Genomic DNA, 17,012 nt, shown 5'->3' with positions numbered 1-17,012 from the left:
CATTCCCTCCTAATATAAAATATCAAAACTATTGATTATAGGGTCCCTTGAATATATTTTACAACATCAGAAAGAAACTTGAATTATCTATTTGTTACAATCATTTCCGGCAGGCTAATCCATGAGCAGGATGGCAATGAGTGAAGGGAGATGAAATCGCAGTATAAAAGTTAGTTCTTCCGACTGCGGAACAGTTACTATTCAGAATCATAAGAATATGCTATAATCAAGAGTTGTATACCCACGTTGAATTTCGCGCTCGACTAGATGAGTTGAAGCGGGTTTCATACAGGGCACGCGATTTCTTTATATCACTTTAAAAGTAAAGGATTTGATGACGTTGTAGCGATGTTATACGTCGATCATACATGAATGTGAATACATGCTGCGGTCAGGGGATTCGATGAGAATCCTGTGCGTTGTGGAATATAGATTATAGATGTTATGAATAATGAAACCGGAATAATTATTGAAAACGATATGTGAATGGACAAAATAAAGCATGAGGTGACTATATATGTTGGATAAATTACAGGCGTTAGCCGATCGTTATGACAAACTTAGCGAGTTACTGTGTGACCCGGATGTAGCAAGTGATAACAAAAAGCTGCGGGAATATTCAAAGGAACAATCCGATCTGCAACCTACGTATGAAGCATACAATGAGTATAAGCAGGTAAGTCAGGATCTCGAAGCTGCGAAGGAGATGCAGGGAGAGAAACTGGACGACGAGATGCGCGAAATGGTCAAAATGGAAATTGATGAACTGAGCGCGCGCAAGAAAGAACTGGATGATCTGATTCGTGTGCTGATGCTACCAAAAGATCCGAATGACGATAAAAACGTGATCGTGGAAATTCGCGGTGCGGCTGGTGGAGATGAAGCGGCGTTGTTTGCAGCGGATCTGTACCGGATGTACACACGTTATGCTGATAATCAAGGCTGGCGCGTGGAACTGATGGATGCCAATACGAATGATGTGGGCGGATTCAAAGAGGTTATTTTCCTCATCAACGGGCGTGGGGCGTATAGCAAAATGAAATACGAAAGCGGCGCACACCGTGTGCAACGTATCCCGACAACTGAATCCGGTGGACGGATTCATACGTCTACTTCGACGGTAGCGGTGATGCCTGAAGCCGAAGATTTCGATATCGAAATCCATGATAAAGACATCCGTGTGGACACGTTCTGTTCCAGCGGTGCTGGTGGACAATCCGTTAATACGACGAAATCTGCTGTACGGGTAACCCACGTTCCAACGGGAATTGTAGCAACGTGTCAGGATGGTAAATCCCAGAACTCGAATAAGGAAAAAGCATTGCAAGTACTACGTACCCGGATCTTCGATATGATGCGTCAGGAAGAAGAAGCAAAAATTTCGGTTGAGCGGAAGAGCAAAGTCGGTACAGGTGACCGCAGTGAGCGGATTCGTACCTATAACTTCCCTCAAAGCCGTGTGACAGATCACCGCATCGGATTGACGATGCATAAGCTGGACCAGGTGATGAACGGGGAGATTGAAGATATCTTGTCTGCACTGACGATTGCTGAGCAGACCGATATGATGGATAGAGGAGAATAATGCTGTGAGCCGCGCGCAGTTTGTCATGACGCCGGAACAGAGCTGTCGGGAAGCCTTCGTGGAGGCTTCCTCTTTTTTGGAGAAGTGCGGCGTGTATGAGCCGCAAAATAATGCTCGGCTGCTGCTGGAGCATGTACTCGGCCTCGAAGGGGCCGCGTACTACATGATGCAGCCGGAGCCTTTCCCCAGCGAGCATCGCAGCCGCTGGGAAGACGCCGTCACGCGCAAGGCTGCGGGTGAGCCGGCGCAATACATTATCGGCAGCCAGGAATTCTACGGGCTGCCGTTCGAGGTCACGCCGGCCGTGCTGATTCCGCGGCCGGAGACCGAGCTGCTGGTCGAGGCTGTGCTGCGCGAAGCCGACCGCGTGTTTCCCGGCGGCGCTCCGCTCGCCGTCGACATTGGCACGGGCAGCGGCGCCATCGCGGTGACGATGGCCTCGCAGCGCCCGCGCTGGCAGGTTGGCGCCGGGGATATCTCGGCGGCTGCCCTGCAAGTGGCCGCGCGGAACGCGGCCGCGAACGGGGTACAGATCGACTTCCGTGAAGGCGATCTGCTGGCCCCGTTCGCCGGGGCACGGGTGGACATCCTGGTGTCCAACCCGCCTTACATCCCGGCGGCGGATATCGCCGGGTTACAGCAAGAGGTGCGCGATCATGAGCCGCGCATGGCACTGGATGGCGGTCCGGACGGGCTCGCGCCGTACCGCATCATGCTGGAGCAGCTGGCACTGCTGCCCGCACCGCCACGGGTCATCGGTTTTGAACTGGGGCAAGGACAAGCTCGCGACATTGCGGATTTGCTTGAATCGGCGGGACATTGGCCAGAGATTATCATCGTGCCGGACCTGGCAGGTATTGAAAGGCATGTACTGGGTGTTCGCACTTCGGAACAGGTGACGAAAATGTAAGGTTCTGCGGGTTTTCTTTTTGCCGTGAAATCCTCTACAATGAGATATACCGAAGATTGCTGAATGCTTGGAGGAACAGGACTACATGCTGCATAAATTCAAAAAAATAGATTACTCGATTGTTTTCATATTGCTTGTATTGATGGCTATTAGTATTTTGTCGATTTACAGTACGACCTTCGGTCGGACGAAGTGGGAAAGTTACCCTACCAATGCTGTTGTTTTTTATATTTTGGGTTTTATCATCTTTTTTGTCATGTCGATGATCAACTATAAGTTTATTGTCAAAAATTATTTATATATTTATGGCGTGGGTATGCTGCTGCTCATTTTCGTTATGTTCTTTGGTAAAGAGTATTATGGCGCGAAAGGTTGGCTATCCATATTCGGAGTCAGCTTGCAGCCTGCTGAATTGTTCAAGCTATGCCTGATTGTATTTCTAACAGGTCTTCTGACAAGAAAGAGAAATCAATCGTTACGCTTTGGACGCGATGTCATTCCTATATCGCTATGTGTTCTCCCGCCTTTACTCCTGGTATTGTTGCAAAATGACTTGGGGAACGCACTTAGTTATGTCGTTATTCTTGTGGGATTACTCTGGATCGGTAATGTGAAATTTTCGCATGCCCTGATCGGTTTTGTGATCGCTGTTGCTGCTTTCATTGGTGGAACTCAGGCCTACATCCACTACCACGATGAAATTGTTAAATTTCTGAATGATATCGGCCGAGCCCACTGGGCCGAGCGATTCGATCCGTGGCTGGTGCCGGATCAGACATCCAGGGACGTGCTCTGGCAGACCTACAACGCGAAACTCGCAATAGGTTCTGGGGGGATTAGCGGTAAAGGATACATGGAGGGCACGACAATTCAGTCCAATCGGGTACCACTCGCTTATGCGGATTCCATCTTTGTACAGATTGGAGAGGAATTCGGTTTTGTAGGAGCGTCGGTACTGCTGTTGTTGTACTTTATCCTCATTCACAGGTTGGTGCTGATTGCGCTGGAATGTAAGGACAGGGCCGGGCCGTATCTGATCGTCGGCATTATTGCGATGCTGCTGTACCAGATTTTCGTCAATATTGGACCGTTTATTGGTTTGATGCCACTGACAGGGATTACGCTCCCGTTCATCAGCTATGGAGGAACCTCACTAGTGCTCAATATGATTAGTATGGGGCTTGTGATGAGCATCAAGGTTCATACGGAAGAGAACGAGGACATCCTTGGTTCCGGGGAACAACCGAGCATTACGGAACTGTTCATGAAGCTGTTCAGACGTAAATCCACACAGCAAGAGCAATAGTTTGTTGGAACGAAAGATCAAGGCACTGCCAAGATCATATATAAGGTGATTGATATAATGTAACCCTGGAATTCACAGATCAGAGCAAGAATGACCTGTGAATTCCAGGGTTTTTCGTTTTTTTATACCGAATGGATACTCATGATCTGATCCTTAAAATCCTGTTTTCTTGTCGAGTATTATATTTTAAGGGGTACAAGGACAAGAATTCCATTTTGTCTTTTGATTCTATACAATGGTAATGGTAATATTGAAGACTGCTGGAAATAACTATCGGGTTATTTACGCCTCTGGGGGATATGGGAACATGCTGAGAATGCTGAAGAAGATGGACGGGGTTATTCTGTTTGTGTTGTTGCTGCTTATGGTCATGAGTGTGTTTACGGTGTATAGTGGCATTCAGTTCGATCCGAGAATGGGCAATCATCATATCAAAACGTTATTGTTTTATGTGATTGGATTCGTAGCTGTCATTGGTGTTGGGTTGGTCAATTATAAACTATATATCCGATATGCGTTTTATATTTACGGGATTGGGATCATCCTGCTGATCCTCGTCAACTTTGTTGGTGGCACTATCAATAATGCGAATGGCTGGATCAAGATTAACGAATATCTTTCTTTTCAACCGGCAGAGTTGTTCAAAATGATCTTGATTCTGTTTCTGGCGCATATATTGGTCAAAAGAAATAAGTCTACGCTTCGCTTCTGGAAGGATATTGTGCCCATCGGCTTATGGACGTTTGTTCCTTTTGCGCTCGTAATGGCTCAGAATGACCTCGGGAATGCCCTCGGATACATTGTAATTCTGGTCGCTGTGTTATGGATTGGAAATATCAAGTGGTCGCACGCACTTATTGCGCTTGTCATTGTGGGGGTATCCTTTTTTGGTTGTGTCAAAGCTTATACGTCATACCACGATGAGATCTTTACCTTTCTGAAAAAGGCGAACCGTGAGCATTGGGCCGAGCGGATTGATCCCTGGCTTGTCCCAGATAAAGCAACGTCAAAAGCTTCCTGGCATACAAAAAATGCGGGTCTCGCGATAGGCTCGGGCGGAATAACCGGTAAAGGCTACATGCAGGGCACATCCGTTCAATCCGGGCGTGTACCGTATACTTATTCGGATTCCATCTTTGTGGTCATTGCCGAGGAGTTTGGATTTGTAGGTGCGTCTGTGCTGCTCTTATTGTACTTTATTCTCATCCATCGTATGGTACTAATCGCTTTGCAATGCAGAGATCGGGCAGGGCCTATCGTAATTGTAGGAATTATTGGCATGCTGTTATATCAAGTGTTTGAAAATATAGGGGCTTTCCTCGGGCTGATGCCACTTACGGGGATTACGCTGCCGTTTATCAGCTATGGAGGTACCTCGTTGCTTATTAATATGACCTGTGTCGGGTTGGTCATGAGCATCAAATTGTATGGTGAGGAAGATGAGGACGAACTTCTGCTTGGAGAACAACAGCGGCCGAGCTTACAGGAACGTGTATTGAATTGGGTCAAAAAGGAAAAGACAACGGTATAATCGATGATGTTCTTAAACTTTGAGTAGGCATATTAACTTGGATGGACTGTTAATGGTTTGCATGCTGATCTTCCCTTGGATGAGGAGAGGATTGGCTTTTTTTATTGTGTGGGCGGGCAAAAAAATAAAATGATAGAAACGTTTTGCTAGATTTATGGAGTGTACTAGGTTTACTTCCGTCTCTACCGGGCATACTGATAGACATGAGAGAGTTACAGAAACATGATCAGGGAAGCCGAGGGGGAGAATGGAATGAACAGACGAATCGTGAAACAAATTGGACTTATTATAGTATGTCTTATGATGATTATTATGATGTGGGAAGGTCAGAAAACCGATGCGGCTGTGGCTGCTACAGCGATTCCGGAACAATCCATTCGTTTGCGTATTCTGGCCAATTCGGATGGAGCAGGAGATCAGCTGGTGAAACGCGAGATTCGCGACGCGGTCGTTGCTCAGATGGATCAATGGGTAACCGAACTTAAGAATCCACAAAGTCTGGACGAAGCGCGCAGTGTGATCCGCGAGCATTTGTCTGAAATTGAGGATCGTGTGGGAGAAGAGCTTGCCAGCCGTGGATTAAACTATTCGTATCAGGTAGAACTCGGCGTTGTGCCGTTTCCTACCAAACTATATGGAGGTACCGTATATCCCGCTGGAGATTATGAAGCAGTGCGGATAACACTGGGAAAAGGTGAAGGTCAAAACTGGTGGTGTGTGCTGTTTCCTCCATTGTGCTTCATTGATGCCGGTACAGGGGATGCACTGGCGAAGCCTGTAACAGCATCGGCAGCAGTTGATGCGGAGCCAGGAGATGCAGAGGCATTGGTGCAGGATGCAACCCCGGAGGCGCGTTTCTTCCTGTGGGATATGGCGGTAAAATTGTGGGACTGGGTGACCGGATTGTTTGCATAACATACTGCTATAGTTCATTATGTCTGGGGACTTCGATTAGGGGAGTGCCCTTTTGTCTTTGGATGAATTTTGGTTGAGATTCCGTTACATTAGCCTTTGGGGAGAAACGAACCACAGCCTCGGGCAGATTAGATATGTTATAATTATAAGAATGAGATGATAAAAGCGAAATAAGGTATCGCGGCAGCGATATTTGCACTAACTACCCTATTGAAGTTTAGGAATGATGGATATATGAATAGAGAAAATAAACATTTGCATCAGTCTTCCATGAAAGGCATGGGGATGGATGGGAGTACAGGGCAACTGGTTACGCATATGTGGGATGTCAATGTACTGGTAGCTAATGAGAACATGGATGATGTGGCAAAAGGGAGCGCCTGCCAGCAGGCGCTCGCTGACTTGCAGGCTGCGGCAGCCTGCATTCGTCAAGGTCAGACCGTAGCATTCCCCACCGAGACGGTATACGGTCTTGGAGCAGATGCCCGCAGTACAGCAGCGGTAGAAGCTGTATTCGTAGCCAAAGGGCGTCCTTCGGACAATCCACTGATTGTGCATATTGCGCATCGGGACCAGCTGGATTCACTGGTCACGGAAGTGAATGCCACAGCGGAGGCGCTGATGACGGCCTTCTGGCCGGGGCCGCTAACGCTGGTTCTGCCGGTTAGGCCGGGGGCGGTATCCCTGCGTGTTACCGCCGGTTTGGATACGGTGGCCGTGCGCATGCCGGACCATCCGGTGGCCTTGCAGTTGATTGCGGCGGCGGAATGCCCTGTAGCTGCGCCGAGCGCCAACCGTTCCGGGCGGCCAAGCCCGACACTCGCGGCACATGTGCGTGAGGATCTGGCTGGCCGCATCGGCGGCATCGTGGACGGCGGCCCCACCGGGGTGGGCGTCGAGTCCACGGTTGTGCAGGTCGGTGACGACGGTACCGTCACCATCCTGCGCCCTGGCGGCATTACGGCGGAACAGCTGTCCGCCGTTGCCGCCCGTGTCGCCACGGACCCGGCGTTGCTCGCCGAAGGGTCCGATGGCGTGGGTAGCCCGGCGCCGCGCTCGCCGGGCATGAAGTACACGCACTACGCGCCCACAGGTGCGCTGTGCGTGGTAGAGGGGCCGCCCGCAGCGGTGGCGGCCTGGATCAGCGCCGCCCTCGAGGAGGCGGCGCAGCGCGGAGAGCGCACCGCTGTGCTGGCGTTCGCCGAGCACGCGGAGCAGTACCGCGCCGATGCCGTGTTCTCGCTGGGCGAAGCCAGCGAGCTGGAAGAAGCAGCGCGCCGGCTATACGCCGCGCTGCGCAGCTGCGATGAGCAAGGCGCCACATATATTGTGGCTGAAGCCTGCTCACGCGAAGGGCTGGGAGCAGCCGTCATGAATCGGCTGCTCAAGGCGGCAGGTCACCGACTCATACAGGTCAGTGACCGATAACCCTGCCTCCCAAGGGTCGCTCATCATTCTATGAAGTGTAGCTGTCTTTCGTTTATCAGGGTCTGGAAAGGGCTTTTTTAACACGTTTATAACCCAAGAGGAGGGGGGATTCTTTTGAATTCTATAGTGAGTTCGGGTATAAAGAAATATGGCGAATACCTCTTAGGTGATTTTCATATTGCTGATGTTTCTATACCGCAGTCTAGGACAACACAAATACAAGCTTCAACACCTTCTTCTCTAGGCGTACTAAGAAAGTTTAATATACATCATGATAAATCAGGGCTTCTGTACGTAAAGTCTGGATATAGCAGAGGTGCCTTCTTCTCCATAGATCAACCTATGTCAGAAAAGATAGCGTGTGAGATAGGTGAGTTATTAGGTTTTAATGTGGTTCATTATAAACTTTGGATTGTGGATTTACACTTGTTTCTCCCGGAAGAAGAGATTGAGCAATTATCCGAAAGACCAAAGGGACAATATCAAGGGAATTCTTTTGAAAGACTTCTTGCAGATCATCACAAAGTTCTGGTGAGTGTTAGTCAGTCCTTCAAGCTCCCACATCAGGAATTTGCTAGCTGTGATGTGATTACAGGAAAAAAGGGGAAAGAGTTATATAATGAACTAACGACAGAAGGCTTAGATGGTGGGAAGAAAAATATAGATCAGATGATTGTATTTGATTACATTATTCATAACACAGATCGACATAAGAAAAATTTTGGATTCATAGTGGATAGAAAAGCAGAGAAATTTTCTTTTGCACCGTTGTTTGATCATGGTCTTGCATTTTGTTCTGAGTTTAGTAACTCTGATATCGTTAACGATGACCAAGAAATTTTAGGATTTTCAATAGGTAAGCCTTTTACCAATCTGAGTGGGGCTTTGGATTTAGTGGATAAAGATAGCCTTCAGGGAATTAATCTCAGAATTTCGACAGAAGAGGTTGTTGCTATAATCGATAAATATGCTCCCTTGATGTCAGTGAACAGAGCAGAATTTATTAAGCAGTTTGTCGCTAGGAGGTATAAACATGTCCAACGGTTATTTTCTCAGATATAAAAATGTTGTTATTGGAGAATTTTCATTGGATGGGAAAAAATATACGCCAACAGTTGAGGCAGGAAAATTAGGGGATGCGGGGTACCCTTTTGGACTTTATAAACTCATTCACTCTAGGTCGGGAGAGCTCTATATTGACAAGGATAAACAGCCAAGCCAAGCAGACATTAAACTCTGGCTAAGTGATCGTGTTTTCCCGAAGGAACGTCAAGGAGCGAATCAAATACTTGAATCGCTGGGTTTGTCCACGTATGACTCTTGGGAAATCGCAAAGAAGACAAATGCTATAAGTTTAAACGATTTTTATTGGATGAGTGACAGGTTGGATGATTCATTCGAGAATATGAACGCTTATCATGCTGCTTTTGAGCATTTTAATGATTTGGCTGCGAAGTCGACACTACAAGACCCTATTAAAAAGGTCAAAGATTTTGAAGATTTTGAGGAACCTAGGGAAGAACTGGCTATTAAATGGGTTGAGTAAGCAGTTGCTGTAGCACAAATAAATGAGTTTGAATTGGTTATTAGGGATGTAGATTATCCAGTTCTGAAAGTTATTCCCCCGGTCATGTTTAGGTCCTTGTCCGCATATCGTGTACAAGAACCTTTACGTGACTTGGGGGTATGGGGATGTGGGATGTGTCTGCCCATGTAGGGCAGTTGGTAACCATTTTGATTATGGCCGTCGCTCTTGGCCTAGATGCTTTCTCACTCGGAATTGGGATCGGCATGAAGGGCATTCGTCTGCGAGACGTATTGCGGATCAGTGTTGTAACGGCTCTGTTCCACATCATCATGCCGCTTATCGGCATGTATACGGGGAAATACGTCAGTTCCCTGCTTGGTGATATTACCACGTATGCGGCAGGTGGGTTGCTTGTTCTGCTGGGTGCCCATATGATTTTGAACGCTTTCCGTGAGGGAGACACCAAAATGGTGGATCATCGTTCTCTGCTCGGTGTGATTCTGTACTCACTCAGTGTCAGTGTGGATTCGTTCTCCGTTGGCGTTTCTCTTGGGATGTTCAGTAGTAATCTGGTACTAACTGTGCTGGCGTTCGGGGTGTTTGGAGGTGCAATGTCCGTTATGGGTCTGTTGTTAGGACGGCGCGTGAGCCAGAATATGGGTGATTATGGTGAAGCAATAGGCGGAGCGATCTTGCTTGCCTTTGGACTTTTGTTTATATTTTAAAATACGATTCGAACTATTCCAGCCTTGTGCTATTTCAGTTATTTCGACAAACATTTGCAAAATGGGGAGGCTACCACAATGAAACATATTTTATTTGTATGTACAGGGAATACTTGCCGCAGCCCCATGGCGGAGGGGCTATTACGTAAATTGGCGTCTGAACGCGGCATTCAGGTGCACGTTCGTTCCGCAGGAGTAGCAGCAACGACGGGTATGCCGATTTCCCGTCATGCGGAGGACGTTCTGAGAGATCATAACGTTGAGGGACCGCCGCATTCGACGATGCTTAGCGCGAATTTAGTGGGCTGGGCGGATCTGATCCTTACGTTGACACAGAGTCATAAACAGCATGTTATGCAGGTTTTTCCTGATTCTGTCCACAAGACCTATACACTGAAAGAGTATGTTGAAAATGACGAGCAGGTATTGAATGATCTTCAGGAACTGGACAGCCTGTTCGCTACGATGGAAATGAAACGTGCTCTTGGTCAGGAAATCCTGGCATCGGAACGTGAGCGGGCGATTGAAATCCGGCAACGCATCCCCAGTTTTGATATCTCCGATCCGTTTGGAGGCAGCCGTGATGACTATAATATCGCCGCTGCAGAGATTCGTACAGCACTCGACCGCCTCTTGGACAAGCTAGAATAATAGAGAGCGCTCCAGGGTAAAAGTGAAATGGTATAAAAAAGAAGACGCGCGCTGTAAATTACCCGTTGATTTTAAACGCAGGTTGTTTTATGATGAAAGGGAAAACAGGGATCCGGTGTAACTGGCGACGAAGTGGGCATAACCACGATGGAGCACCGGAACAAACGGCCGGTCGCCTGGGCAAAAGAGCAATTCTGCGTTACCCGCAGACTGCTCTTTTTTTCGTCTTTCATCTGATTATTCGCTATAATAGTACCTGAAATGCCGTGCAAGAATACGAAGACAGCCAAGAGAAAGCCGGGCATGATTTTATCGGGAGGCGATAGGGTGACTATAGAGTTAGATTCGGAACAACCCGGATTGCATGAACAGACCGCATCCGTTCTGCGTGAACTGGCGCTTGCTGGACAGCTTGGGCCTGGACAGATCGTTGTGATCGGTACAAGTACAAGTGAAGTCGCAGGCCAACGGATTGGTACGAGTGGTGCAATTGAAGTGGCGCAGCAGCTTCTTGCGGGTATACGCGAGGTGCAGCAGGAGTTTGGTTTTGAGACTGTATTCCAATGCTGTGAGCATCTGAACCGTGCGCTGGTCATGGAGCGTTCTGTGCTTACACGTCTTGGTTTGACTGAGGTTGGCGCAGTACCCGTGCCCAAGGCAGGTGGTTCAATGGCATCCGCAGCGTATCTTTCGCTGACCGATCCATGCCTGGCTGAACATGTGCAGGCCCATGCGGGTCTGGATATTGGGGAGACGATGATTGGCATGCACCTTCGGCATGTAGCTGTACCATTTCGTACAGCGCTCCGCTACATTGGGGATGCCCGTGTGACCACGGCGTTGACTCGTCCGAAGTTAATTGGCGGCGAACGCGCGGTGTATCGTAATGATGAACAACAACCAGATTCGACATTTTGTGAGTAATTTTTATTCAACCTATATAAAGCGCAACTAATTTTTTACACAAAAACGGAGAGTGCAACACCAATCTGAAGAAGCAAAGCCAAAAGCTTTCTGAAAGAAAGCATAGGGGCTTCGCCTTTATCATCGGATTCCCCATTATTAAGGGTATTAGAAAAAAATCCGTGGATAACAGCGTTCGGAAGATGGTGCTGAACTCGGAGTTTAGGGTGTAATCTCTTTTATTCGCTTTATAACTTCACTTATAAACTGGGAGGAATTTAATCATGGAACAATTGCGCAAGAATGACCCGGCAGTACTGGAAGCGATGAATCTTGAATTGAAACGTCAACAGAACAACATTGAGCTGATCGCATCTGAGAACATCGTAAGTGAAGCAGTTATTGAGGCAATGGGATCTGTACTCACCAATAAGTACGCTGAAGGATATCCAGGCAAACGTTACTATGGTGGTTGTGAGCATGTTGATATTGTTGAAGATATCGCACGCGATCGTGCGAAGGAACTGTTTGGAGCAGAGCATGTGAATGTTCAACCTCACTCCGGCGCACAAGCCAATATGGCGGTATATCTTGCGGCACTGAAACCTGGTGATACCGTACTGGGTATGAACCTTGCGCATGGTGGACACCTTACACACGGGAGTCCGGTGAATGCATCCGGCTTGCTGTACAATTTCGTGGCATATGGTGTACAGGAAGATACGTTCCTGATTGATTATGATGAAGTTCGCAAAGCGGCTTTTAAGCACCGTCCTCGTATGATCGTTGCAGGTGCAAGTGCATATCCGCGTACCATTGATTTTGAAAAGCTTGCTTCCATCGCTAATGATGTAGGCGCTTTGTTCATGGTGGACATGGCTCACATCGCAGGATTGGTTGCTGCTGGTTTACATCCTAGCCCGGTTCCGCATGCTCACTTCGTAACAACAACAACACACAAAACGCTGCGTGGACCTCGTGGTGGTATGATTCTGTGCCGCAAAGCATGGGCAGCAGCTATTGATAAAGCCGTATTCCCAGGTTCCCAAGGTGGACCTCTGATGCACGTTATTGCTTCCAAAGCAGTAGCGTTCGGTGAAGCTTTGCAACCTTCGTTCAAAACATATGCACAAAATGTGGTGAAAAATGCACAGGTTCTGGCTGAAACACTGGTTGCTGAAGGATTGAACATTGTATCCGGCGGTACAGACAACCACTTGATGCTGATCGACACACGCAGCGTGAACATTACAGGTAAGGAAGCCGAGCATGTACTCGATTCTATCGGCATTACCGTGAACAAAAATGCAATTCCATTCGACCCTACCAGCCCGTTTGTAACGAGTGGTATCCGAATTGGTACGCCTGCTGCCACTTCCCGTGGTATGAACGAAGAAGCGATGGTAGCCATTGGTAAGATCATTGCCAAAACGCTGAAAAATCCAAAAGATACGGCGAAGCTGGATGAAGCCCGTGCAGAAGTGACTGCACTGACTGATCAATTCCCGCTCTACACCGACCTTAAATACTAAAAAAGATTGCTCATGCTGTTTGTATTTGAGTGTTCTTAAAATGGGATACAAAAAAACGAAGCAGACAGAATGAGACCACAGAAGCGAAGCGTTCGCCTTTATCCCCGGATTTTACCCTTATTAAGGTGGTTCAAAAAAATCCGGGGATAACAGCGATCGAAGGATCATTCTGTTGGCGGAGTGCCATTGTATTCATCATTTTCATGTTCTCAACGACATAACAGCATGAGCAAAAAGGACCGGATGACTCATTTTCCGGTCCTTTTTTTGTAGGATTCGTTTTTCTGTAATGATTGGGTGCCCTTTGATGGTGTAATTCGTTGTAGGTGATGATATAATATACAGGATTTATCGGGCCTATGAATGATGATTAGGCATATTTGGAAATGCTGAACATGAAGAACTTACCGGAGGGACAAATTAGATGGGAAAATTAGTAATATGTGATCACCCTTTGATTCAACACAAACTGACGTTTATACGCGACATGCGTACGAATACGAAAGATTTTCGTGAATTGGTGGATGAAGTAGCAACGTTGATGGCTTATGAGATTACAAGAGATGTTGAGCTGGAGTCTATCGATGTACAGACACCTGTAGCTGCAACACAAGGCAAAGTCATTTCCGGACGTATGCTCGGACTGGTGCCGATTTTGCGTGCAGGACTCGGAATGCTGGATGGCGTTGTGAAATTGCTGCCAGCAGCCAAAGTTGGACATGTAGGTCTGTTCCGTGACCCGGAAACACTGCAACCTGTTGAATACTATACAAAGCTGCCTACGGACGTTACAGAGCGTCAGTTGATTGTCATCGACCCCATGCTGGCAACTGGCGGTTCTGCCATTGCTGCCATTGACGTGTTGAAAAAACGCGGCTGTACCCAGATTAAAATGATGAACCTTGTTGCAGCACCGGAAGGCGTGAAGGCAGTACAGGAAGCGCATCCAGATGTGGATATCTACGTGGCTGCATTGGACGACCGTCTTGATGATCACGGTTATATCGTGCCAGGGCTGGGAGATGCAGGAGACCGTCTATACGGCACTAAATAAGCATATTGCATGCTTGTAAGAGGTTCGGAACTTATAGAAAAGGGGCTTTGCTTGAATGTCCAACAAAATTAAAGTTATGACGATATTCGGGGTACGCCCGGAAGCCATCAAGATGGCTCCGCTTATTTTGGAATTGCAGAAACATCCCGAATCGATTGAATCCATCGTCTGCGTTACTGCGCAGCACCGTCAAATGCTGGATCAGGTTCTTGAAGTATTTAATATCCATCCCGATTATGATCTGGATGTCATGAAAGAACGCCAGACGTTGAATGAAATTACAATACGTGTGCTGGAAGGTCTGGAGCCGGTTCTGCGTGAAGCAAAACCGGATATCGTGCTGGTTCACGGTGACACACTGACAACGTTTGTAGCCAGCTATGCTGCGTTCCTACAGCAGATTCAGGTAGGGCATGTGGAAGCAGGGCTTCGGACGTGGAACAAGCTGTCTCCGTATCCGGAAGAGATGAACCGTCAGTTGACCGGTGTACTCGCTGATTTGCATTTTGCACCTACCGACTGGTCTTCTTCGAACCTTGCCAAAGAAAATAAATCAGAGTCTAGTACGTATGTCACAGGCAACACGGTAACAGATGTGTTTCAATATACAGTACGGCAGGATTACACACATCCGGTACTTGAATGGGCACAGGGCAAACGTCTTGTGCTGATGACAGCCCACCGCCGTGAATCCCAAGGCGAGCCTCACCGTAACATTTTCCAGGCCGTCAAACGGATTGCCGACGAGTTTGAGGATATTGCCATCGTGTACCCGGTGCATCCAAGTCCTGCTGTGAAGGAGCCGGCTCACGCGATTTTGGGGGATCATCCCCGGATTAAACTAATTGATCCACTAGACGTAGTGGATTTGCATAACTTCTACCCGCACACTCACTTGATTCTGACTGATTCAGGCGGTTTGCAAGAAGAAGCGCCTTCGTTTGGTGTGCCTGTTCTCGTTCTGCGGGATACAACAGAGCGTCCAGAGGGAATCGAGGCTGGAACATTGGAGCTGGTGGGTACCGAAGAGGAACGTGTGTATGAGCGGACCAGAGCTCTGCTTACAGACGAAACACTGTATGCAAGCATGAGTCAAGCTGCCAATCCTTACGGAGATGGACATGCTTCAGAGAGGATTGTCAATGCGATTTTGCACCATTTTGGTGTGAATAGTGAACGTCCGGAATCATTTCACAGAAAATTCAAAAAATAATTCATTTTTTCTGACGGATTTATAAAGGGCAAGCATACAGTTAAACTGTACGGTTTACGCGGGTTTATGGGCTCTAATGGTCTATACTCCCGTCGTTTCCCCCTTTAAAACGCTAAAATCATTCAATTGACAAAGGCTCTCATCATTCAGTAAAATTAACTGGGATTGCAAGGGTGGCGTGGAAAATGGCCGATTCGAACAAACCAAATTCATCCCGTAACCATGACGATAACGTGTGGAAAGCGATGGGACTCGTGACAGCATTTGGGATCGAGATTGCCATTCTCGCTGTTGCCGGATATTACGCTGGCTCCTGGTTGGACAAGACCATTGGGGGTAACGGAATATGGATCGCCGTAAGCGTTCTCTTTTTCTTGGCGGCAGGCGGCGTAAGCATCTACTTTATCGCGAAAAAAGTCATGGGGGAAAGTGATGAGTGAACTAACCAGATACCGCAGATCGATGACTGTTTTCATCATGTACTTTCTTATGGTTTGTTTTCTCGCAGCGGCCTTTATGCCACGTGTGGAGACAATTGCTTTGGGACTAGCCCTGGGTACAGGAATTAGCTGGATCAATGCATTTTACCTGGGCTTCAAAGTAAGGAAAATGTCTGATGACGCGGCAGAAGGTAACTTGAAGCGTGTGAACCTGGGATTTTTGACAAGAGCAGCACTTGCTGTGCTCGGTATATTCATATCGATGCGCTATCCGCAATACTTCAATACATATGCGGTTGCAGGCGGGCTGGTTATTGCACAATTTTCCTTACTGATTATAGGGATCATCTATTCCCGCAGAGCAGAATGATGTTAGGTGCTGCAGCTTTCAAGTCGAGAAAGGGGTGAGAAAAATATGCATGAAGCTCCAATTATTATGCTTGGCGGATTTCGACTGGATCTATCGGTTCTGTTGATGCTGGTTGTAACAGGTGCACTTGTTTTTATCTTTGCTGTACTGGCAACACGGAGATTATCCGTTGAAAATCCCGGCAAGCTGCAAAATTTTATGGAGTGGGCAGTAGAATTCGTCCGCAATCTGATTTCCAGCACGATGGACATGAAGAAAGGGAAACATTTTATTTCTCTCGCTCTTTCGATGATTATGTTCATTTTTGTAGGTAACATGTTGGGTCTTCCATTTCAGGCGGTAACCGCAGTGGATAGCGCAGAACATGCGCAGGTGTTCGGTCAGCCGATCGTTACAGCGGTGGAGGCATTTGAAAAAGCGCATGCCAAGGACCCTGAAGCACATCCGCACGTTGAACTAGCGTGGTGGAAATCACCAACAGCCGACTTGTCTGTTACAATGGGACTGGCACTGGTAGCATTCCTGGTATCTCATGGACTCGGATTGTTCCGCAACACAAGAGGATATCTCCAGCACTATTTTAAACCGTTTGCCTTGTTCTTGCCGATCAACCTGATTGAGACGGCATCCAAGCTGCTGACACACGGAATGCGTTTGTTCGCGAATATTTTCGCGGGCGAGGTATTGATTACAACGATCCTGAAGCTGACCACGTTCAAAGTGTTTGGCGCCATTGCAGCGATTCCGTTGCTCGTAGCTTGGCAGGGCTTTAGTATCTTTATCGGTGCAATCCAGGCATTTGTATTTGTAATCTTGATGATGGTGTACATTTCACAGAGCATCGAGACGCATGATGAACATTAAGTTTCAAGTCCTACGAAGATTTCTTCACTAGGCTGAACAATAAAAATTCGATTTATA

At 47.5% G+C, this 17,012-nt stretch carries 17 protein-coding genes and 1 riboswitch; all 17 genes read left to right on the top strand.

Annotated elements, in window-relative coordinates:
* Nucleotides 1-517: 517 nt before the first annotated feature.
* The 17 genes from prfA (at nt 518) to atpB (ending at nt 16,955) form a co-directional block, all read left to right on the top strand.
* Nucleotides 518-1,585, top strand: a complete 1,068-nt coding sequence (gene prfA, locus ACR32F_RS29630) for a peptide chain release factor 1 (RefSeq protein ID WP_440113623.1) — start codon at nt 518-520, stop codon at nt 1,583-1,585.
* A gap of 25 nt (nt 1,586-1,610) precedes the next feature.
* Nucleotides 1,611-2,495, top strand: coding sequence for a peptide chain release factor N(5)-glutamine methyltransferase (gene prmC / locus ACR32F_RS29625; RefSeq protein WP_440120054.1), 885 nt, complete (start codon nt 1,611-1,613; stop codon nt 2,493-2,495).
* An 85-nt stretch (nt 2,496-2,580) separates the two neighbouring features.
* Nucleotides 2,581-3,801, top strand: a complete 1,221-nt coding sequence (locus ACR32F_RS29620; protein WP_440113621.1) for an FtsW/RodA/SpoVE family cell cycle protein — start codon at nt 2,581-2,583, stop codon at nt 3,799-3,801.
* Between the two features lie 307 nt (nt 3,802-4,108).
* Nucleotides 4,109-5,332 carry an FtsW/RodA/SpoVE family cell cycle protein gene (locus ACR32F_RS29615; protein ID WP_440113618.1) on the top strand — a complete coding sequence of 408 codons (1,224 nt, stop codon included), beginning with the start codon at nt 4,109-4,111 and terminating at the stop codon, nt 5,330-5,332.
* 252 nt (nt 5,333-5,584) lie between these two features.
* Nucleotides 5,585-6,247, top strand: coding sequence for a stage II sporulation protein R (spoIIR, locus tag ACR32F_RS29610; protein ID WP_440113615.1), 663 nt, complete (start codon nt 5,585-5,587; stop codon nt 6,245-6,247).
* Between the two features lie 270 nt (nt 6,248-6,517).
* Nucleotides 6,518-7,675, top strand: a complete 1,158-nt coding sequence (locus tag ACR32F_RS29605; protein ID WP_440120053.1) for an L-threonylcarbamoyladenylate synthase — start codon at nt 6,518-6,520, stop codon at nt 7,673-7,675.
* Nucleotides 7,676-7,789: 114 nt separating this feature from the next.
* Entirely contained in the window at nt 7,790-8,737 is a 948-nt protein-coding gene (locus tag ACR32F_RS29600; protein WP_440113612.1) for a HipA domain-containing protein, read from the top strand.
* Nucleotides 8,709-9,221: a hypothetical protein gene (locus tag ACR32F_RS29595; protein WP_440113609.1), complete on the top strand. Its 513-nt coding sequence runs from the start codon at nt 8,709-8,711 to the stop codon at nt 9,219-9,221. The genes ACR32F_RS29600 and ACR32F_RS29595 overlap by 29 nt, the downstream gene beginning before the upstream one ends.
* A 146-nt stretch (nt 9,222-9,367) precedes the next feature.
* On the top strand, nt 9,368-9,928 hold the full coding sequence (locus ACR32F_RS29590; RefSeq protein WP_440113606.1) for a manganese efflux pump MntP: 561 nt from the start codon (nt 9,368-9,370) through the stop codon (nt 9,926-9,928).
* 78 nt (nt 9,929-10,006) lie between these two features.
* The gene (locus ACR32F_RS29585) at nt 10,007-10,579 is read left to right on the top strand and encodes a low molecular weight protein arginine phosphatase (protein WP_440113603.1); all 573 of its coding nucleotides are present in this window, start codon (nt 10,007-10,009) and stop codon (nt 10,577-10,579) included.
* A 107-nt stretch (nt 10,580-10,686) separates the two neighbouring features.
* Nucleotides 10,687-10,768: riboswitch (ZMP/ZTP riboswitch) on the top strand.
* A 138-nt stretch (nt 10,769-10,906) separates the two neighbouring features.
* Nucleotides 10,907-11,503, top strand: coding sequence for a TIGR01440 family protein (locus tag ACR32F_RS29580; protein WP_440113600.1), 597 nt, complete (start codon nt 10,907-10,909; stop codon nt 11,501-11,503).
* 263 nt (nt 11,504-11,766) lie between these two features.
* Nucleotides 11,767-13,014, top strand: a complete 1,248-nt coding sequence (gene glyA / locus ACR32F_RS29575; protein WP_440113598.1) for a serine hydroxymethyltransferase — start codon at nt 11,767-11,769, stop codon at nt 13,012-13,014.
* 424 nt (nt 13,015-13,438) lie between these two features.
* A complete protein-coding gene (gene upp, locus ACR32F_RS29570; protein WP_440113595.1) occupies nt 13,439-14,068 on the top strand; it encodes a uracil phosphoribosyltransferase in 630 nt (209 codons plus the stop codon).
* A gap of 55 nt (nt 14,069-14,123) precedes the next feature.
* On the top strand, nt 14,124-15,281 hold the full coding sequence (wecB, locus tag ACR32F_RS29565) for a non-hydrolyzing UDP-N-acetylglucosamine 2-epimerase (RefSeq protein WP_440113592.1): 1,158 nt from the start codon (nt 14,124-14,126) through the stop codon (nt 15,279-15,281).
* Between the two features lie 185 nt (nt 15,282-15,466).
* On the top strand, nt 15,467-15,721 hold the full coding sequence (locus ACR32F_RS29560) for an AtpZ/AtpI family protein (RefSeq protein ID WP_145324430.1): 255 nt from the start codon (nt 15,467-15,469) through the stop codon (nt 15,719-15,721).
* The gene (locus tag ACR32F_RS29555) at nt 15,714-16,091 is read left to right on the top strand and encodes an ATP synthase subunit I (protein ID WP_440113589.1); all 378 of its coding nucleotides are present in this window, start codon (nt 15,714-15,716) and stop codon (nt 16,089-16,091) included. Before ACR32F_RS29560 ends, ACR32F_RS29555 begins: the two co-directional genes overlap by 8 nt.
* A gap of 45 nt (nt 16,092-16,136) precedes the next feature.
* Complete coding sequence (atpB, locus tag ACR32F_RS29550; protein ID WP_440113586.1) at nt 16,137-16,955, top strand: F0F1 ATP synthase subunit A; 819 nt, start codon at nt 16,137-16,139, stop codon at nt 16,953-16,955.
* The last annotated feature ends 57 nt before the right edge of the window (nt 16,956-17,012 follow it).

Source organism: Paenibacillus hebaui, assembly GCF_051934385.1.
Taxonomy (GTDB): domain Bacteria; phylum Bacillota; class Bacilli; order Paenibacillales; family Paenibacillaceae; genus Paenibacillus.
The sequence above is the reverse complement of the archived record's forward strand: the minus strand, read 5'-3'. Positions and strand labels throughout refer to the sequence as shown.